The 18,668-nt window shown below is 59.5% G+C and carries 16 protein-coding genes; 3 read left to right on the top strand and 13 right to left on the bottom strand.

The window, feature by feature from the left end:
• Positions 1-7: 7 nt before the first annotated feature.
• Positions 8-814 (top strand): outer membrane protein assembly factor BamD, encoded by an 807-nt coding sequence (locus H663_RS23695; RefSeq protein WP_053176508.1) that lies wholly within the window; start codon positions 8-10, stop codon positions 812-814.
• On the opposite strand, the gene H663_RS23690 is transcribed toward H663_RS23695, so the two are convergent.
• The 10 genes from H663_RS23690 to H663_RS23645 form a co-directional block, all read right to left on the bottom strand.
• Positions 780-2,891 (bottom strand): ATP-dependent DNA helicase, encoded by a 2,112-nt coding sequence (locus tag H663_RS23690; RefSeq protein ID WP_053176510.1) that lies wholly within the window; start codon positions 2,889-2,891, stop codon positions 780-782. The two genes, H663_RS23695 and H663_RS23690, sit on opposite strands and share 35 nt — an antisense overlap.
• Entirely contained in the window at positions 2,888-3,106 is a 219-nt protein-coding gene (locus tag H663_RS23685; protein ID WP_053176512.1) for a DUF465 domain-containing protein, read from the bottom strand. Before H663_RS23685 ends, H663_RS23690 begins: the two co-directional genes overlap by 4 nt.
• Positions 3,103-3,441, bottom strand: coding sequence for a hypothetical protein (locus tag H663_RS23680; protein ID WP_053176514.1), 339 nt, complete (start codon positions 3,439-3,441; stop codon positions 3,103-3,105). Before H663_RS23680 ends, H663_RS23685 begins: the two co-directional genes overlap by 4 nt.
• Entirely contained in the window at positions 3,438-4,535 is a 1,098-nt protein-coding gene (gene zapE / locus H663_RS23675; RefSeq protein ID WP_053177017.1) for a cell division protein ZapE, read from the bottom strand. The genes H663_RS23680 and zapE overlap by 4 nt, the downstream gene beginning before the upstream one ends.
• Positions 4,536-4,648: 113 nt before the next feature.
• Positions 4,649-6,076, bottom strand: coding sequence for a dihydrolipoyl dehydrogenase (lpdA, locus tag H663_RS23670; RefSeq protein WP_053176517.1), 1,428 nt, complete (start codon positions 6,074-6,076; stop codon positions 4,649-4,651).
• 13 nt (positions 6,077-6,089) lie between these two features.
• Positions 6,090-6,875 (bottom strand): hypothetical protein, encoded by a 786-nt coding sequence (locus H663_RS41240; protein ID WP_133239954.1) that lies wholly within the window; start codon positions 6,873-6,875, stop codon positions 6,090-6,092.
• Between the two features lie 7 nt (positions 6,876-6,882).
• Positions 6,883-8,160 carry a 2-oxoglutarate dehydrogenase complex dihydrolipoyllysine-residue succinyltransferase gene (odhB, locus tag H663_RS23660; protein ID WP_053176521.1) on the bottom strand — a complete coding sequence of 426 codons (1,278 nt, stop codon included), beginning with the start codon at positions 8,158-8,160 and terminating at the stop codon, positions 6,883-6,885.
• A gap of 44 nt (positions 8,161-8,204) precedes the next feature.
• Positions 8,205-11,072: a 2-oxoglutarate dehydrogenase E1 component gene (locus H663_RS23655; RefSeq protein ID WP_053176523.1), complete on the bottom strand. Its 2,868-nt coding sequence runs from the start codon at positions 11,070-11,072 to the stop codon at positions 8,205-8,207.
• 216 nt (positions 11,073-11,288) lie between these two features.
• On the bottom strand, positions 11,289-13,187 hold the full coding sequence (locus H663_RS23650) for a propionate--CoA ligase (RefSeq protein WP_053177019.1): 1,899 nt from the start codon (positions 13,185-13,187) through the stop codon (positions 11,289-11,291).
• A gap of 164 nt (positions 13,188-13,351) precedes the next feature.
• Positions 13,352-13,957, bottom strand: coding sequence for an isochorismatase family protein (locus H663_RS23645; protein ID WP_053177021.1), 606 nt, complete (start codon positions 13,955-13,957; stop codon positions 13,352-13,354).
• Between the two features lie 123 nt (positions 13,958-14,080).
• Here H663_RS23645 and H663_RS23640 point away from each other — a divergent pair, with 123 nt between their 5' ends.
• Positions 14,081-14,632 carry a C40 family peptidase gene (locus tag H663_RS23640; RefSeq protein ID WP_053176525.1) on the top strand — a complete coding sequence of 184 codons (552 nt, stop codon included), beginning with the start codon at positions 14,081-14,083 and terminating at the stop codon, positions 14,630-14,632.
• Positions 14,629-15,336, top strand: a complete 708-nt coding sequence (locus H663_RS23635) for a VOC family protein (protein WP_053176526.1) — start codon at positions 14,629-14,631, stop codon at positions 15,334-15,336. The genes H663_RS23640 and H663_RS23635 overlap by 4 nt, the downstream gene beginning before the upstream one ends.
• Before the next feature lie 75 nt (positions 15,337-15,411).
• Here H663_RS23635 and H663_RS23630 read toward each other — a convergent pair whose 3' ends face one another.
• From H663_RS23630 to H663_RS23620, 3 genes are all read right to left on the bottom strand, one after another.
• Complete coding sequence (locus H663_RS23630; RefSeq protein ID WP_053176528.1) at positions 15,412-16,596, bottom strand: YbfB/YjiJ family MFS transporter; 1,185 nt, start codon at positions 16,594-16,596, stop codon at positions 15,412-15,414.
• Positions 16,597-16,758: 162 nt separating this feature from the next.
• Positions 16,759-17,433 carry a transaldolase family protein gene (locus tag H663_RS23625; RefSeq protein ID WP_053176530.1) on the bottom strand — a complete coding sequence of 225 codons (675 nt, stop codon included), beginning with the start codon at positions 17,431-17,433 and terminating at the stop codon, positions 16,759-16,761.
• Positions 17,430-18,653 (bottom strand): ROK family protein, encoded by a 1,224-nt coding sequence (locus H663_RS23620; protein ID WP_053176532.1) that lies wholly within the window; start codon positions 18,651-18,653, stop codon positions 17,430-17,432. Before H663_RS23620 ends, H663_RS23625 begins: the two co-directional genes overlap by 4 nt.
• Positions 18,654-18,668 lie beyond the last annotated feature (15 nt).

Below are 18,668 nucleotides of genomic sequence, written 5' to 3'. Positions count from 1 at the left end.
GTCAGAGATGCAAAGCTTCAGATTATCGGTGGTTCCAGCCAGCTTGGTGGTGGCTTTGAGCCTCCTACTGGCAGCTTGCTCCAACACGCCCAAAGACATCACGGCGGGATGGACGCCCGAAAAGATCTACAGCGAAGCACGCGACGAGGTCAATGCTGGTGCTTGGGACAAAGCCATTCGCTTGTACGAAAAGCTCGAAGGTCGCGCTGCGGGCACTGTGCTGGCACAACAAGCCCAGATCGACAAGGCTTTTGCGCAGTACAAAACCGGTGACAAAGTTCAGGCCGTAGCCACACTGGACCGTTTCATTCGCCTGCACCCGACCAGCCCGGCGCTGGATTACGCCATCTACCTCAAAGGCTTGGTCAACTTCAATGACAACCTGGGGCTGTTTTCGGCCATCACCAACCAGGACTTGTCAGAGCGGGACCAAAAAGCTGCGAAAGACTCTTACGAGTCCTTCCGGGAATTGGTGACGCGTTTTCCAGACTCCAAATACGCCCCTGAAGCCCGCCAGCGCATGACTTACATTGTCAATTCGCTGGCCGCCTATGAGGTGCATGTGGCACGTTACTACGCCAGCCGTGGTGCCCACATTGCCGCCATCAACCGTGCACAACAAGCCCTCACGGATTACCCAGGTGTGCCCGCCCTAGAGGAAGCTCTGGCGATTTTGATCAAGTCCTACGACGCCATGAGCATGACGGTCTTGCGCGACGATACCCAGCGCATTCTGGAAAAAAACTTCCCCCAGTCCAAATTCATCCAGGCCAACGGCATCAAAAAGTCGTCGAGTTGGTGGCGTCTGTGGTGAGTTGCAACAAAGCGGCCTGAAACTCCTCATTCGAGTTCAATCGCCGCATCTCGGGCAAACCCCGAATCAAGCGCCTCCCGTACGACATGCTGGTCAAGCGCTTGTCACACACCACCAGCACCCCCCTGTCAGCTTCACTGCGAATGAGCCGACCTGCCCCCTGCTTGAGTGCCACGGCGGCCTCGGGCAAGGCGTGGTCGGAAAATGCACTGCGGCCTTCACGCGTCACACGCTGACTTCGCGCCTCAAACAAGGGGTCACCGGGCGGAGGAAAGGGTAATTTATCGATGATGACCAGTTGCAGCGCATCACCAGGCACATCAAAGCCTTCCCAAAAAGAGGCTGAAGCCACCAACACGCAACCGGCCCGACCGCCAGACGCCCCCTCACGAAAGCGTTCCATCAATCGGCGCTTGGGGCTTTGGCCTTGCACCAGAACCTCCACATTCGCACTGGCATCCAGTTGCGACTGCAATTGCTCGCCAATCGTGCGCATCGCATTCAAGGTGGTGGTCAACACCAAGGTTCTACCGCCCAGCAAACGCGCCGACTCGGCAGCCAGATGCGCCACCTGCACAGCATGACCCGGATCACCGGGCTTGGGTAAATGCTCAGGCACATACAAAGCGGCCTGGCGGGCATAGTCAAAAGGACTGCTGACCTGCAGCACCGTGGCTGAAGACAAGCCGCAGGGCTGGGTGAACCAGCGCAGCGTGTGGTCATCACCCAAGGTGGCCGAAGTGAAGACCCAGGCTCGCTGAACCACAGGCTCCTGATGGGTCTCGGCAGAGGGTTCAAGAGGCCAGGCATGCACTTGATCTTGTTCAGACGCTGCATCCGCTTCTTCATTCGTGGGCGCAGATGCCGTCGGCAAGGCGATGGGTTGAGTCAAGGCCGAAAAAGCATCAGCAATGTCCAGCGGCGACTCCACCAGCCGAAGCTGCGCAGTGACCTCTGCCCAACGCACACCCTCCGGATCAGGCAAGCTGGAAAACAACGCTACCGCCTGTAGAAGTTCGCGCGTGCGATCAGACAGCCGCTGAAAATCGGGTGCCAACTCGGTCACCATCTCCAGTCCTGCCTCCAGCAATTGCAGCGATTGGCTCAAGGTCTGCATGGCCCCCGTCCACTCAGACGCGTCTACCCCCTCAGGCAAGGACTGTGTCCAGCGTAAACGCACAGACCCTCGATGCATGCCCGCGGCCAAGCGCAAGTCGCGCGATGCTTTTTCCAATTGCCCACTCAAGAGCTGCCAATCCACCAAACCCCGTGCCAGTTGCAAACCCGTGGCCAGCACATCGCGGGACAGTTCCAGCAATTGAACGGTCGACAACTGCTTGCCCAAAAAATTGACCCCGATTTCGTTGAGCTGGTGGGCTTCGTCAAACACCGTCACTCGTACCGTAGGCAGCAATTCAGCCACACCGGATTCACGCACGGCCATGTCGGCAAAAAACAAATGGTGGTTGATGACCACCACATCCGCCGCCATGGCTTCTTTGCGAGCCAGCATCACATGGCAGGCCTTAAAGCGTGGACAGCTCGAGCCCAGACAATTGTCCCGCGTGGATGTGACCAAAGGCCACAACGATGAGCGTTCATCCAGACCGGTCAGCTCGGCCATGTCGCCCGTGCGTGTGGCCTGCGACCAAGTTTCAATCTTGGCCAAAGCCCTTTGTGCGCCGGGCTCGGCCGCCTCAGGGCTGTGCCGGGCTTGCTCCATGCGGTGCAGACACAGGTAGTTGGAGCGCCCCTTGAGCAAGGCCACACGAATCGGCAAACCCAGCACCTCAACCAGTCGGGGGATATCGCGCGAAAACAATTGGTCTTGCAGCGCCTTGGTCGCCGTAGACACCAAGGCCCTTTGCCCACTCAGCAAAACGGGCACCAAATACGCATAGGTTTTGCCAACACCTGTACCCGCCTCCACCACCAGTTGGCCACCCTCTTGAACAGTCTGGCTCACAGCCATGGCCATGTCGGTTTGTCCCTGCCGAGGCTGAAATCCCGGCACGACCTGCGCCAAAACGCCGTGGTCAGACAGGGTCTCGGCCACCCTTTGCCCCAAAAGACTCAAGCGGGCTCCTTGGGTTCCATCAGTTGACGCAATTTGCTGATGTGGTCACGCAAGGCCAGACGCCGTTTTTTCAGGCGACGCAAAAGCAACTCATCCAGAGGCAAAGGTGCCAGGCAAGCTTGGTCAATCAGCGCATCCAGATCAGCATGCGCCATTTGCCACTCGATGAGCTGACGCTGCGGCGAACGCAAATCGGCACTTGAACCCTCGATCATGGCTGCCCCCGAACGTCCGTCTGTTTACCTTCGAGCCGAATCTCGCGCTGCTCCGTGCGCCACTGGCGCTCGTCCGCGTTCAGGCGCAATTCCTCCTGCCGAATGGGCTCAAGAGCCTGCCTGCGGACTTTGCGGGCATCGCTCAAACAGGCATTGACTGCAAATTTTTGCCAGCAATCTCTGGCTTGTTGTTCATGGACCGCCATGACGGCTTGGCGCTGGCGGTTCAATTCCTCACGGCCCGACACAATGTGCTCCGGCAAAGCCGACTGTGCCTGTGCACTGACGCCTGAGACACTGAACACCCACACAAGCCCACACAAGCGTTTGATCATGTCAGGTGCGTGTCCACAGTGCGGTGCGCCAGCGCCAAAAATTCACTGGATTGCATCTCGTGCAGGCGCGAGATCGTGCGCGGAAACTCATGCGACATCGGTCCTTCTCGATAAAGGGCTTCAGGCTCCACAGCAGCCGACATGATCAACTTCACCCGACGGTCATAAAGCACGTCGATCAGCCACGTAAAACGACGCGCCTCTGAAGCCATGCTCACAGGCAATTGCGGCACATTGCTGAGCAGCACCGTGTGGAACTGGGTGGCAATTTCAAGGTAATCGTTTTGCGAGCGTGGACCTCCGCAAATAGCCATGAAATCAAACCAGACCACATCACCCGAGCGGCGGCGCGACTGGATCTTGCGCGCCTCGATGTGCAGCACCGAATCCTCGTCCGGCCCCGTGGCCAGGCGGTTAAAGGCGTCGTCCATCTCGGCATCGGCCTGTGGCCCTAGGGGGGTGTGGTAGAGCTTGACCATCTCCAGCGTGCGGCGGCGGTAATCGGTGCCGTTGTCCACATTGAGCACATTCATGCGCTGGTTCAGCAAGGCAATGGCGGGCAAGATGCGGTCGCGGTGCAGGCCATTGGGGTACAAACCATCGGGCATGAAGTTGGAGGTGGTGACAAATCCCACGCCGTTGTCGAACAACGCCACCAGCAGGCGGTGCAAGATCATCGCGTCGGTGATGTCGGCCACATGAAATTCATCAAAGCAGATCAGCCGGTAGCGCTTGGCCATTTTTTTGCCCAGCACGTCCAGCGGGTTGACGGTGCCCTGCATGGCCGTCAGTTCGCGGTGCACCTCACGCATGAACTCGTGAAAGTGCAGGCGGGTTTTTCGCTTGATCGGCACCGCTTCAAAAAAGCAGTCCATCAAAAAGCTCTTGCCGCGCCCTACCCCACCAAACATGTAGACCCCTTTGGGGATTTCGGGGCGGCTGATGATTTTGCCCAACAGGCTTGAACGCTTGGACTTGTACGCCGCCCACTCGCTGGCGCAGTGCTCAAGGGCCTCTATGGCCCGCAGTTGAGCCGGATCACTTTGATAACCGCGTTTTTGGAGTTCTTCTTCGTAAACTGCACGAACGGACATGGGTGACTTGCTCTTCAATTCAAAAACAAAACCCGGGACCATGCCCGGGTTTTCAGGGATCCTGAACTTTAACCCAACTCACCCCCAACAGCTGTCCGGGGTGTGGCATGGACTTAGAAGTTCAAGGTGCGCTTATCCACGGCCAGTGCCGCTTCTTTCGTGGCTTCACTCAAGCTGGGATGGGCGTGACAAATACGGGCAATGTCCTCCGAACTCGCTCGGAACTCCATGGCCACCACAGCTTCGGCGATCAACTCGGAAGCCGAGGGCCCCACAATGTGCACGCCCAGGATTTCGTCGGTGGTGGCATCGGCCAGCATTTTCACCATGCCGGTCGTGTCGCCCAAGGCGCGGGCACGGCCGTTGGCCAGGAACGGGAACGAACCCGCCTTGTAGGCCACGCCATCGGCCTTGAGCTGCTGCTCGGTGCGGCCGACCCAAGCGATCTCGGGGCTGGTGTAAATGACCCAAGGGATGGTGTTGAAGTTGACGTGCCCGTGTTGGCCCGCGATGCGTTCGGCCACGGCCACGCCCTCTTCTTCGGCTTTGTGCGCGAGCATGGGGCCACGTACCACATCACCCACGGCCCACACGCCGGGCAGGTTGGTTTTGCAATCAGCATCGACCACGATCGCGCCGCGCTCGTCCAGCTGCAGGCCCACAGCTTCGGTGTTCAAGCCAATGGTGTTGGGCACGCGGCCAATCGACACGATGAGCTTGTCCGCATCCAGCACCACCGCCTCGCCCTTGGCGTTGGTGTAGTTGACGGTGACGCCATTTTTGTCATTGACGATTTCGCCGACTTTCACGCCCAGTTCAATCTTCAAGCCTTGCTTGTCAAAAGCCTTCTTGGCTTCTTTGGCGATTTGCTCGTCCACCGCGCCCAAAAATGTGGGCAGGCCTTCGAGGATGGTGACTTCTGCGCCCAGTCGACGCCAGACCGAACCCATTTCCAGACCGATCACGCCGGAACCGATCAAGGCCAGCTTCTTGGGCACAGCGCCCACGCGCAAAGCGCCATCATTGGACAACACATTGACTTCGTCAAACGGTGTGCCGGGCAAGGCACGGGCGTTCGAGCCGGTGGCAATGATGACTTGCTTGGCGGTGATGGACTCTTCGGTCTTGCCTGCCACGTTGAGGGTGTAACCACCTTCTGCCTTGCCCGCAAAGCTGCCACGACCGTGGAAGAAGGTGACCTTGTTTTTCTTGAACAGGTACAAGATGCCATCATTGTTTTGCTTCACGACGGTGTCTTTGCGGGCAATCATCTTGGTCACATCCATCTTCACGTCCGTGGCGGTGATGCCGTGCTCTGCGAAGTGGTGGTTGGCATGCTCAAAGTGCTCGCTCGATTGAAGCAGAGCCTTGGAGGGGATGCAACCCACGTTGGTACAGGTGCCGCCGGGGGCTGGGCCACCGGCCGCGTTTTTCCACTCGTCGATACAAGCGACTTGGAAACCGAGTTGTGCAGCACGAATCGCTGCGATGTAGCCACCAGGGCCACCGCCGATGACAACGACGTCGAATTGTTTAGACATGTTCACTCCAAAATTAAAGTTGGTTCAGTGGATCCAATGGCCACAAGATTTTTTCAAATGATCTCTGTACGGCTAGCAACTGCGCTGGGGTAAGCTGAATTTCCCAACCAGCAGGCAATGGTGTTCCATCAATTTCAAGAGTTTCAAAGGGTCGGCCCAATTGATGCACCAAAGCATTTCGGGCTTGATAAGCCGCGCGACATGTGGACCATTCAGGAGCACTCATTGGCAGAAATTGAAAGCGGGAGCAGTCCACATTTACTGTTTGAATATTCGAATCAAAAAACTGTTCTGCCCGGCTTTTTTCAGCACTACCAGCTGCACGCCATCGATCCTGGATGCTGTGAAGCGCTTTCCTAAACTCGTCGCCAGGTACAAAAACCTGACCGCGGAGACCTTGGTTCTTCTTGTTTGCGAGAAGAAAAACAAGCGCAACGTTTTTCAAACAGTTTTCGAATACTGTGCAGTAGGACACAAGCATTTCGCGGAGGATCGGTTGCCCATTTTGTTCTCGCACCCAATCGACATACGCCTCTGCTTCTGCTGCACCTAGCTCGACAACCTCTTTAAGAGTCGAATCACTGGGGCTAAAACTCTTTGCACTACGTCTTCCATCCAAAAGGAACTTCTTATTCTTTGCTGCAAAGTAGTGCTGTTTTAGGTCCGCGGCATCCCGAAAAGATCCCCATAAAACAAACCGAGCACTAGCTGAATGAATAGATAACTTGAACTCTTCATATGCGTTATCTAGCAGATGACTCAAAGCCACCTGCTCAACGCTCGGTTTATTTTCACTCACGTTGAAATCAGATATCGAACAACAAACGAGCCGGATCTTCCAGCGCTTCCTTCATCGCCACCAAGCCCAAGACGGCTTCGCGGCCGTCGATGATGCGGTGGTCGTACGACATGGCGAAGTAGTTCATGGGGCGAACCACAACCTGGCCGTTTTCCACCATGGCGCGGTCTTTGGTGGCGTGAACGCCCAAGATGGCCGACTGGGGTGGGTTGATGATGGGGGTGGACATCATCGATCCGAAAGTGCCGCCGTTGCTGATGGAGAAGGTGCCGCCGGTCATCTCTTCGATGCCCAGCTTGCCGTCTTTGGCCTTCTGGCCAAACTCGGCAATCTTCTTTTCGATCTCGGCAAAGCTCATCTGGTCGGCATTGCGCAAAATGGGCACCACCAGACCGCGTGGGGAACCCACCGCGATACCGATGTCGAAGTAGCCGTGGTAGACGATGTCGTTGCCGTCCACCGATGCGTTGAGCACCGGGAATTTCTTCAGCGCGTGCACAGCGGCCTTGACGAAGAAGCTCATGAAGCCGAGCTTGACGCCGTGTTCCTTTTCGAAACGCTCTTGCATGCGCTTGCGCATGTCCATGACCGGGGCCATGTTGATTTCGTTGAAGGTGGTCAGGATGGCGTTGGTCGACTGCGATTGCAGCAAACGCTCGGCCACACGGGCGCGCAGACGGGTCATGGGCACACGCTGCTCTGGGCGGTCGCCCAGGTGCACAGCCGGTGCAGCCACCTGGGCCAGGGCCTTGGTGGGCACGCCTGTGGGGATCACAGCGGCAGTGGACTTGACGCCACCGGCCACAGCGGCACTTGAAACGCCACCTTGCACGGCGGCCAGCACGTCACCCTTGGTCACGCGGCCGTCTTTGCCGGAACCGGCAACCGAGCCAGCAGCCAGGCTGTTGTCAGCCATGAGCTTGGCAGCGGCGGGCATGGCCACACCGGCCATACTGCCACTTGTGGTAGCTGCTGCGGCCGCAGGGGCTGCTGCAGAGGCTGCGGGGGCGGCTGCTGCAGGCGCAGCAGCGGCACCGGCTTTGCCTTCGGTGTCGATGCGGGCGATCAATTGATCAGCCGCCACAGTGCCGCCATCGGCCACGAGGATTTCAGAGATCACGCCAGCAGCAGGCGCGGGCACTTCGAGCACGACCTTATCGGTCTCGATGTCGATCAGGATTTCGTCGGCTGCAACAGACTCGCCGACTTTCTTTTTCCACTGCAGCATGGTGGCTTCAGCCACTGACTCGGACAGTTGTGGGACTTTGACTTCTACGATAGCCATTTTTAATTCTCTTTAAAGGTTAAACGCAAGGTTGTTCTGGTAGTTCACTTGGTCAGCACGAAGCCCTTGAGCTTCGAGAAGGCCGCTTCGATCAGTGCTTTTTGCTGGTCCTGGTGCAGGTGTGAGTAACCCACCGCAGGTGACGCGGACGCTGCGCGACCGGCATAACCGAGCTTTTGACCTTCGAGCATGTTCTCGTGGATGTTGTGCTGGATGAAGAACCAGGCACCCTGGTTCTGTGGCTCGTCCTGGCACCAGACGATGTCGGTGGCGTTGGGGTACTTCTTGATCTCGGCTGCGAAGGCCTTGTGCGGGAAGGGGTAGAGCTGTTCCACGCGGATGATCGCCACGTCATCAGAGCCCTTGGATTCGCGTTGCTTGACCAGGTCGTAGTACACCTTGCCCGAGCAAGCGATGACGCGCTTGACCTTGTCGGCCTTGAGCGCCTTGTTCTCGGGGATCACCGTCTGGAAGCTGCCCTTGGTGAACTCGGACACCGGGCTGGTGGCGTCCTTGTTGCGCAGGAGCGACTTGGGCGTGAAGATGACCAGCGGCTTGCGCAGGTCACGCACCATCTGGCGGCGCAGCACATGGAAGATCTGGCTGGCCGTGGTGGGCTGCACGAGCTGCATGTTGGTGTCAGCCGCCAGCTGCATGAAGCGCTCCACACGGGCTGAGCTGTGCTCGGGGCCCTGGCCTTCGTAGCCGTGCGGCAGCATCAAGGTCAGGCCGTTCACACGGCCCCACTTGACTTCGCCCGACGCAATGAACTGGTCGATCACCACCTGAGCGCCGTTGGCAAAGTCGCCGAACTGGGCTTCCCAGATCACCAGGGTGTTGGGGTCGTTGGAGGCATAGCCGTATTCAAAGCCGAGCACAGCTTCTTCGGACAGGATCGAGTCGATCACGGTGAAGGGGGCCTGCTTGTCAGAGACGTTTTGCAGGGCGACGTAGGTGCCGGTGTCCCACTTCTCGCGCTTTTGATCGTGAATGACCGCATGACGGTGGGTGAATGTGCCACGGCCGCAATCTTCGCCCGACAGGCGCACAGGGTAGCCGCTGGCCACGAGTGAGGCGAAAGCCATGTGCTCGCCCATGCCCCAGTCCACCGGAATGTCGCCACGGCCCATGGCGGCGCGGTCGTCGTACACCTTTTTGACCAACTGGTGCGGTGTGACCGACTCAGGGATGGTGGTGATTTTCTCGGCCAGACGTTTCCAGTCGGCCAAAGGAATGGAGGTGTCACCCGCGTCGGTCCACTTCTTGCCCATGAAAGGCGCCCAGTCCACAGTGAACTTGGTTTTGAAGTTGGTCAACACCGGCTCGGTGGTGTTCTTGCCTGCGTCCAAAGCAGCGCGGTAGGCCTTGGCCATGTCGTCGCCAATGGTTTCGCCCAAGCCTTGCGTGGCCAGCTTGTCGGCAAACAACTTGCGTGTGCCGGGGTGGGCCGCGATCTTTTTGTACATCAGCGGTTGGGTCAGTGCAGGGGTGTCCTGCTCGTTGTGACCCAGTTTGCGAAAACACACCACATCCAGCACCACGTCTTTTTGGAACGTCATGCGGTATTCCAAAGCCAGCTGAGTGGCCAGGACCACGGCCTCTGGATCGTCACCATTGACGTGCAAGACCGGCGCTTCGACCATCTTGACGATGTCGGTGCAGAACACGCTCGAGCGCATGTCGCGCGGGTCAGACGTGGTGAAACCAATCTGGTTGTTGATGATGATGTGAACTGTGCCGCCTGTGGAGTAACCACGGGTTTGGGCCAAGGCAAAGGTTTCCTGGTTCACGCCCTGGCCACCGAAGGCGGCATCACCGTGGACCAGAACGGGCAGCACTTGCTTGCCCAGGGGGTCACCCCGGCGGTCCATGCGGGCGCGCACAGAGCCCTCGACCACGGGGTTCACGATTTCCAGGTGCGAGGGGTTGAAGGCCAGCGACAGGTGGACGGGACCGCCCACTGTGTTCACGTCAGAGCTGAAGCCTTGGTGGTATTTCACGTCACCGGCAGGCAATTCTTCCGGTGCGGTGTGGTCAAACTCGGCAAACAGGTCAGCCGGCAGCTTGCCCATGGTGTTGACCAAGACGTTCAAGCGGCCGCGGTGGGCCATGCCGATCACGACTTCCTGCACCCCTTGCGCACCGGCTTGCTGGATCAGCTCGTCCATGGCGGCGATGAAGCTCTCACCTCCTTCGAGGGAGAAGCGCTTTTGACCCACGTATTTGGTGTGCAGGTAGCGCTCCAGACCTTCGGCGGCTGTCAGGCGGTCGAGGATCTGCTTTTTCTTGTCCGATGTGAAGTTGGGCTTGCTGCGGATGCTCTCGAGCTTTTGCTGCCACCAGCGCTTTTCAGCCTGGTCGGTGGTGTACATGTACTCGGCACCCAAGGTGCCGCAATAGGTCTCACGCAGCGCATTGAGCAGCTCGCGCAAGGACATGTTGTTCTTGCCAAAAAACGTGTTGCTGGTGTCGAACACGGTTTCCTGGTCGGCATCGGTGAAGCCGAAGAAAGCGGGGTCAAGGTCAGGAATATTGGGGCGCTCGGTGCGCTTGAGCGGGTCCAGGTCTGCCCAGCGTTGGCCCACGTTGCGGTAGGCGGCGATCAGCTGCTGAACGGCAGTGCGCTTGCGGCCCATCTCGACGTCAGCGCTGGCCATGACAACTTTGGTGCCGCCGGCTTTGGCGCGCTCGGCAAAAGCATTGATGACCGGCTGGTGGGGCACGTCTTTGGCGTTGGAGCCATCGAGGGCGGGAACGTGCTGCAAGGCATCAAAGTAGTCGCGCCAGGAATCGGGCACGCTGCCAGGATTGGCCAGGTAGTTCTCATACATCTCTTCGACGTAGGGGGTATTGCCCCCGAAGAGATGGGTATTGCCTGAATAGGCGGAGTAGACGGAATTTGTCTCGCTCATGATTCGCTGACCTCCGTTTCCCTCTGGGAAACATTAGTTGGTTGAAATTTACCTTCCGCGACACGGCTGGACCGATTGGCGGATGCGACTGTGGCAGGGGAAGGGCCTAAGTACAGCACGCATTGTGCCATGGCTTGTCCGATGTCCAACTTACAGGCGGTTAGAGAGAACCTTTGCAGAATAAAAAAAGGCCCCGACAAAGCGGGGCCTTGGGCATCAGCCTTTGATCTGATCGACGATCTGCTGCAAAGCGGCTGGATCGTCCATGGTGGTCAAGTCACCAGGTTCACGCCCTTCGGCCACCGCCTGAATGGCGCGGCGCAGCAGTTTGCCGCTGCGCGTCTTGGGCAAGGCCGAGACAAAGAACACGCGCGAGGGGCGAGCCACCGCGCCCAGTTGCTTGTCCACCACTTTCATGACTTCGCCTTCGAGCTTGAGACGCGCAGTTGCATCACCCAGGCCCGAAGCGTCTTTGGCAATGGCAAACGCCATGGCCACCTGCCCTTTGAGCTGATCGGCCACACCCACCACCGCCACTTCGGCGATGTTGGGGTGGCTGGAGATGCTTTCTTCAATCTCGCGGGTGCCCAAGCGGTGACCGGCCACGTTGATCACGTCGTCGGTGCGGCCCAGGATGAAGAAGTAACCGTCTTCATCCCGCACGGCCCAGTCGAAGGTGTTGTAGACCAGCTTATTCGGCACGGTTTTCCAATAGGTCTTGACGAAACGCTCGTCGTCGCCCCAGATGGTTTGCAGGTTGCCGGGGGGCAAGGGGCCCTCGATGGTCAACACGCCTTTTTGGTGGGCACCGGTCAATTCATCGCCCGTCTGGTCGTCGACCAGTTTGACGTTGTAACCGTAAATCGCCTTGCCGGGCGAGCCGAACTTGCTGGGCGCTTTTTCCACGCCGTTGCAAATGCTCAAGATCGGCCAGCCAGTCTCGGTCTGCCAGTAGTTGTCGATGATGGCTTTTCCGTTCAGGCCTTCAGAAATCCACTTGGCGGTAGGCTCGTCGAGCGGCTCACCGGCCAGGAACAGGGCTTGCAGGCTGGACAGGTCGTACTTGGTCAGCAGCGCAGGGTCCTGCTTTTTGAGCACCCGAATCGCCGTGGGGGCGCTGAACATGACGTTGACTTTGTACTTCTCGACCAGGCTCCACCAGATACCGCCGTCGGGACGGATGGGCAGGCCTTCGTAGAGGATGGTGGCCATGCCGCCAATCAACGGGCCATAAATGATGTAGCTGTGGCCCACCACCCAACCGATGTCGCTGGTGCAGAAAAAAGTGCCGCCGGGCTTGCCTTCAAAAATGTTGGGCATGCTGGCCGCCAGGGCCACGGTGTAGCCCCCGGTGTCGCGCTGCACGCCCTTGGGCTTGCCGGTGGTGCCCGAGGTGTAGAGGGTGTAGCTGGGGTGGGTGGATTCGACCCACACGCATGGCACCACCGCATCCATGTGCTGGGCGCGTTCGGTGGCGTAGTCCATGTCGCGGCCGGCCACGGGCGTGAACGGAGCCAATTGGCGGTCCACCATGATCACGTTGGCAGGTTTGTGGGCTGAGAGCTGGATGGCTTCATCGAGCAGCGGCTTGTAGGCCACGACCTTGCCACTGCGCGAGCCCGCGTCGGCGCTGATGATGACTTTGGGCGAAGCGTCTTCGATGCGGGAGGCCAATGAGTGTGAGGCAAAACCGCCAAACACCACCGAATGGATGGCCCCCAGGCGCACGCAGGCCAGCATGGCAAAAGCCGCCTCGGCGATCATGGGCATGTAGATCAGCACGCGGTCGCCTTTGACCACACCCAGGTCTTGCAAGATGGCGGCCATGCGCTGCACTTCGGCGTGCAGCTCACGGTAGGAGTAGGTTTTTTCCGTGTCTGTTTCGGTCGACACAAAGATCAAAGCGGGCTGATCGGCACGCTCGGCCAAGTGGCGATCAACAGCGTTGTGGCAGAGGTTGGTTTCACCGCCCACAAACCACTTGGCAAACGGCGGATTGCTGTAGTCGCAAATTTGCTGGGGCTGGACTTTCCAGTCCACCAGCTTGGCCTGCTCGGCCCAGAAAGCGTCGCGGTCGTTGATCGAGCGTGCGTGAAAGTCAGCAAAGCTGCCCATGAAGGTCTCCTGAATGCCTGCGTAAATGAATTCATCGAGTGTGCGCCATCGGCCAGTCACTCCACTCTTCTGAATTCATAATTATGAGCAAAGGACTTGCAAGAAGCTGACTTTGTCACCCGAAAGACTGTACCGGCTTCACCCTCAAAGCCGCAACAACTTACTCACTTGAACAAGCTTTGCAGCAGCTTGAAGTCTGGATGTTCAGCCGAGCGCAACCATTCAAAAGCCACCATCTCGGCGGTCACCAGTTCCGCCCCTGCTCCGGCCAGACGGTCATAGGCGGCATCGCGGTTGCGCTCGGTGCGAGATGCGCAGGCATCGGTCACGACCCACACCTCGAACTCGTCTTCCAGCAAGTCGAGTGCGGTTTGCATCAGACAAATGTGCGCCTCACAACCGGCCAGCACAATGCTCTTGCGCTCCTGCACGGCTGCTTGGTTTTTTTGCAGATGGCGCGGCAAACTGCGCGCATTGCCACGCAGAGCCTGAGGAGGTTCAGGCTGCAGCCATTCCCCCAAGCCCTCCTCGACAGCACTGAACTGCATTTTGGCCAGCACTTGACGGCAATGGCTGCGGATTTCAGGCGGCATGGCACCCAAACGGGAAGGATTTTGCTCCGTGCCCCAGGTCGGCACTTCCAGCACTTGAGCCAACTGCGCCAACCGGGCGGCATTGGCCCACACGCCGTCGGCGTCGACCATTACGGGTTTGAGTTTGGCTTGCAAATCGACTAACACCAACTGACACGCTTGAACATCCATCAACATAAACACCCCATCTTTGATGGGTGAGATTGTCGCAGGAGCCAACACGCCCCATGAACGATCAACATGCACAGCAAAGGTGTACACCCGATTTTCAATAAACGACTTCCGTTATGCTCAGGCGTTATGCGCAGGTTCATCGTTTCACTTTTCTGGCTCTTGTCGTCCTCTGCCGCCCTGGCGGCCCCTGTGGACGAAGATGCCTTCAAACCCTTGGCGGACAAGGGTTTGGTGTCTCAATTGACGGGCCACCTCTACAACACCAAAGACAAAGCCGGTGACAAGGCCACGGGCCTCATCACCCAGGCCATGGATTTGCTGGGCGTGCCCTACAGGCGTGGCGGCAGCAGCGAAACTTCCGGGTTCGATTGCAGTGGTTTTGTGCGTCACCTCTATGAAAAATCGGTGGGCCAAATTTTGCCCCGCCGGGCAGAAGAGCAAGCTCGCAGCACCGATGTGATTGACCGCAGCGATCTCCAGCCCGGTGACTTGGTGTTTTTCAACACCATGAAACGTGCCTTCAGCCACGTGGGCATTTATGTCGGTGACGGCAAATTCATCCATTCCCCAAGAGCTGGCAAATCCGTCAAGATTGAAGACATGCGCAGCGCTTATTGGCAAAATCGCTTCAATGGTGCCCGCAGGGTGCCCGTAGAAGCCGAATCCTCCAAACCATGAAGACACAAATCGACCACCTGGTGGTCATGGCCGCCACACTGGAACAAGGCCAAGCATGGTGTGAAGCCACGCTGGGCATCACACCGGCCGCAGGCGGCGAGCACGAAAAATACGGCACCCACAACCGCCTGTTCAAAATCGCCTCGCCCGCCCATCCACTGGCCTATTTTGAAATCATTGCCATCAACCCCGAAGCCGTGATGCCCAAGCGAACACAAGTGGCCCGCTGGTTTGACATGGACGATCCGATCTTGCAAAAGGCGGTGGCACATGAACCCCGACTCGTCACCTTTGTGGCCAGCACCGATGACATCAAGGCCGCGCGGCATGCTCTGCGCACGCAAGGTATCGAGCGCGGCCAAATCGTGCACGCCAGCCGCAAATCCAGCAAAGGTATTTTGAACTGGCAAATCACCGTGCGTGAAGACGGCGAACGCCTCTTCAATGGTGCTCTGCCCACCCTGATCCAATGGGGCAAACCTGACGCGACCGAACCGCTGCGCCTGCATCCGCGCAACAGCCTGCCCCGATCGGGCGTGACCCTGCAAAGTCTGACGGTGAGCCACCCCAGCGGAGCCAAGCTGCAAACGGCCTATGCCGCCATCGGCCTGGAAGGCATCCCCATTGACAGCGGCCCTGCAGACATCGTGGCCAGCCTCAAGACCCCCAAAGGCCTGGTGCAGCTGCACAGTTTCGGCATCTGAGGCCACAGGCAGTTATTGCAAGCGAAGCCCGGCAATCCAGTCAATACTGGGGCTGCTCACCGCGCAGTCAAGGGCTCAAGCCCTTGGCTTGTGCGTGTCGTTGGGCAGCGTGGCCAATAAGGCCATACCCGCCGCCATGACAGCCGCAGTGAGCCACAGAGCCCCCTTGAATGTGCCAGTGGCCTGCGCCATGGCCCCGGCCACCACAGGCGCAATCACTTGTGCGGCCCCATAGCTCAAAGTCAGGCGGGCCATGGCTTTGCCGGGGTTTTGCGGCGCCCGGCGCCCCACCAAAGCCAGCGTCATGCTCACGATCCCGATGAAAGTTGCACCGTAACCAATGGCACCGCCCAATGCAGCCGCAAGCGTCCCCGACAACGCAGGCAAGATCACCGACACCGTCTGCAAGCCAAAAGCCAACAACAAAGCCCGTGTGTCACCCCAACGCCGGGCCACCTTGTCCCACAAAAACACCGCAGGCATGGCCGCCAAACCCACCAGCGCCCAGGCCAGTGCGCCCTGCCCGGCCAAAGCCGGTTCACGCTCCACAATCGCCACCGTAAAAGTAGCGCTGATCACAAAGCCCCAACCGGCGGCAAAGTAGCTGCCCGCCATGGTCAGCATCCAGCGGCGCGACACCTTATTGGAGAGCTGCGCACCACTGACCACAGCGGGTGCTGGCGGCACGGGTGGCCGCCAGGCCCAGGCGGGCACAAAAAACACCAACCCGATAGCCGCCATGGCCAACCACTGGTCTGACCACAAAGCCCAGATTTTGGACACGGCCCAAACACCCACCGCCGACACCACAATGCCCAGACCCAGACCAATGAAATGCACCCCCAGCTCGGGCCGTCGCCCTTGACGCATCAGCCAGCCCAACACCAGACCGGCACCCAACAACATGCCTGTGGCCCCGCACAAACCGCCCAGATAACGCCACAGCGCCCAGGCGGGCATCCAGCTCGACAAGGCCATGCCCGCCACGGTGAGCAGTGACAGCCACAGGCCCATGCTGTAGAGCCGGTGCCGCCAGCGCACGTCGTCGATCCAGGCTGCGGCCAGCGCGCCCGACATGTAGCCTGCGTAATTGATCGCCGCCAAGGCCCCGGCACTCGCGTCGTTCAGCCCGGTTTGCATTTGTAAAGCAGGCAATAAAGGGGTGTAGGCAAAACGGGCCAGGCCGATGGTCAGCACCAAGCCAAAAATACCGCCAATGATGACCTGCCAGGGTCGAAGATGCGATGCGTCAGTGCTCATGTGTTGTTCGTGTTCAATACCAAGTGCCATTGCGGCAGCCTCGGGCGCACATTGTGACGCAGCCCACTGACCCAAGCTGTTGCCGCCCTGACAAGCCTGTGCAGCCAGGACCTGTGAGTCTGTGACCCCTTGCTTGTCAGCGTTGTTGCCGAAGGCTGCCTGTCATGAACAGGAGCGCACCCAGCCAGCTTGCACATCCCGGTCAAACTGCGCCATCGCATCCAGGGTCACGGGGTCGGTGGCCAAGCCTGCTGCAAACTCCGGGCGCACCGTGACCGCGTGGGCACCACAGGCGATCAGGCGCGAGAGCACATCGGCCGATTTGATGCTGGCGGCCAGCAGTTGCAAGCCGTCGGACTGTACCGCGACACAAGCCTCGATCAAGGCCCACACATCACGGCCATCGGCCTGCAGACGGCCCACATAAGGCGCGACGAAATTGGCACCCTGCGCCAGCGCCCAAAGCAACTGCACCGGGTTGGACAAGCCCGTCAGCAAGGTGGGCACGCCCCAGGCCTGCACCTCGCGCAGTACCGGCTGCCAGTCGGGGTGGCACGGCAACTTGATGTTCAGGCGCACGCGGGCCTGCACGGCGGCAGGCAGCAGCACTTCCAGCCAGTGGGCGGCTTCGCCCACGTCGGCGCGGGGCAGTTGCAGCATCAGCTCGGGCATGCGGGCCTCGCCCGCCTGCGCCACCAATTGCAGATAAGCGCTCAGGCTGACCGGCAAACCGGCTTGCATGACCAGTGTGGGGTTGGTCGTCACGCCCTGCACAGGCGGGCAGCCTGCGGGCAGCGCCCATTGGCTTGCATCGGCCGAGTCGAGGTAGAACTTCATGCGGCGTCCTGTTTCAGGAAGATGTCTTTGTCCGGAAAAAACTGGCTGTGCAGCGGCAACAAGGCCCCGCCCAAAGCACGGGCATGCGCCCCCACCTGCCCCGCCAACAGCGGGGGTTGGTGCATGCCGTCAAACCGGTACTGGCCCAGCGCATCTTGCGTGGCAGCCATCAAGGCGGTCATGAGGGGTGCACCGAGCGAGCCGTCCATCACCACCGCGTCCAGGTCGAGCAAGGCGGCGGCACTGGCCACGGTCATGGCCAAAGCTTGACTGGCTTGGGCGATCCACGGACCGGTGAATTCGGCATAAGCCGCATCCATGATGGCGCTTTGGTGAATGAGCAAAGGGTTGTGGTCTGCGGCCAGCAAGGCTTGTTCGAGCTGCCAGCCCGAGGCTTTTTGCAGCAGCTGCGGCGGCATGCCTGAGCCCTTGGACTCGGACGTGGCCAAACCCACGGGGAGTGAGCCAATCGCCCCGGCGTTGCCGCGCTCTCCGTTCATGATGTGGCCCGACAGCACCAGGCCACCTCCGATGAAGGTGCCCACAAACACGTACAAAAAGCTGCGCTCGCTGCGACCATGGCCTTGCAGCAGCTCGGCCACGCAGGCGGCGGTGGTGTCTTTGGCAAACACCACCGGCAAATCGGTCAGGCGCTGCACTTGTGCAAGCAAGTCGATGTGTTCCCAGAGGGCCAAGGCCTGTGCGGCTTGCCCGCCCATCAGGTCAGCCCATTTGTGCAGCGACAGCGGCGCGGTCAGGCCCACCCCCACGGTGCGAGGCCAGAGATCGCCCATGCGTGCTTGCAAAGTCTGCAAGCCTTGCGCCATGGACTGAAACAGCTCGTCGGGGTCTGGATAGTCGTAAAGCACCTCTACGCGATGGACCGGCTGGCCCGTGAAATCGGCCACCAACAGCTCCAGATTGCGCCGCCCCACCTGAATGCCCACGCTGAAGGCCCCTTGCGGGTTGAGCGACAGCGGCACCGAAGGCTGGCCGATCTTGCCGCGCACCCGGTCTTGTTTGAGCAGCAGACCATCGTCGAGCAAACGGCCCACGATGATGGCCACTGTCTGGGTGGACAGCTGGGTCAGGCGGGCCAAATCGGCTTTGGGGATGGCCCCGTGGTGACGGATGGCCTGCAGCACGATGCGCTCGTTGAATTGGCGCATCCCGACGTGGTTGGACCCACGCATGGCTGAATTCGGGGTGGCGCTGTTCATGTCAGAAATGCTGGA

The sequence above is a fragment of the Limnohabitans planktonicus II-D5 genome, assembly GCF_001270065.2.
GTDB lineage: Bacteria > Pseudomonadota > Gammaproteobacteria > Burkholderiales > Burkholderiaceae_C > Limnohabitans_A > Limnohabitans_A planktonicus.
The sequence above is the reverse complement of the archived record's forward strand: the minus strand, read 5'-3'. Positions and strand labels throughout refer to the sequence as shown.

Coding starts and splice junctions, on each gene's coding strand:
- H663_RS23655 (WP_053176523.1), bottom strand. CDS start 11,072: ATGAGCGAGACAAATTCCGTCTACTCCGCCTATTCAGGCAATACCCAT.
- zapE (WP_053177017.1), bottom strand. CDS start 4,535: ATGTCCGTTCGTGCAGTTTACGAAGAAGAACTCCAAAAACGCGGTTAT.
- H663_RS23645 (WP_053177021.1), bottom strand. CDS start 13,957: ATGTTGATGGATGTTCAAGCGTGTCAGTTGGTGTTAGTCGATTTGCAA.
- H663_RS23620 (WP_053176532.1), bottom strand. CDS start 18,653: ATGAACAGCGCCACCCCGAATTCAGCCATGCGTGGGTCCAACCACGTC.
- H663_RS23680 (WP_053176514.1), bottom strand. CDS start 3,441: ATGATCAAACGCTTGTGTGGGCTTGTGTGGGTGTTCAGTGTCTCAGGC.
- H663_RS23625 (WP_053176530.1), bottom strand. CDS start 17,433: ATGAAGTTCTACCTCGACTCGGCCGATGCAAGCCAATGGGCGCTGCCC.
- H663_RS23695 (WP_053176508.1), top strand. CDS start 8: ATGCAAAGCTTCAGATTATCGGTGGTTCCAGCCAGCTTGGTGGTGGCT.
- H663_RS23630 (WP_053176528.1), bottom strand. CDS start 16,596: ATGAGCACTGACGCATCGCATCTTCGACCCTGGCAGGTCATCATTGGC.
- H663_RS23635 (WP_053176526.1), top strand. CDS start 14,629: ATGAAGACACAAATCGACCACCTGGTGGTCATGGCCGCCACACTGGAA.
- H663_RS23685 (WP_053176512.1), bottom strand. CDS start 3,106: ATGATCGAGGGTTCAAGTGCCGATTTGCGTTCGCCGCAGCGTCAGCTC.
- H663_RS23650 (WP_053177019.1), bottom strand. CDS start 13,187: ATGGGCAGCTTTGCTGACTTTCACGCACGCTCGATCAACGACCGCGAC.
- odhB (WP_053176521.1), bottom strand. CDS start 8,160: ATGGCTATCGTAGAAGTCAAAGTCCCACAACTGTCCGAGTCAGTGGCT.
- H663_RS23640 (WP_053176525.1), top strand. CDS start 14,081: ATGCGCAGGTTCATCGTTTCACTTTTCTGGCTCTTGTCGTCCTCTGCC.
- lpdA (WP_053176517.1), bottom strand. CDS start 6,076: ATGTCTAAACAATTCGACGTCGTTGTCATCGGCGGTGGCCCTGGTGGC.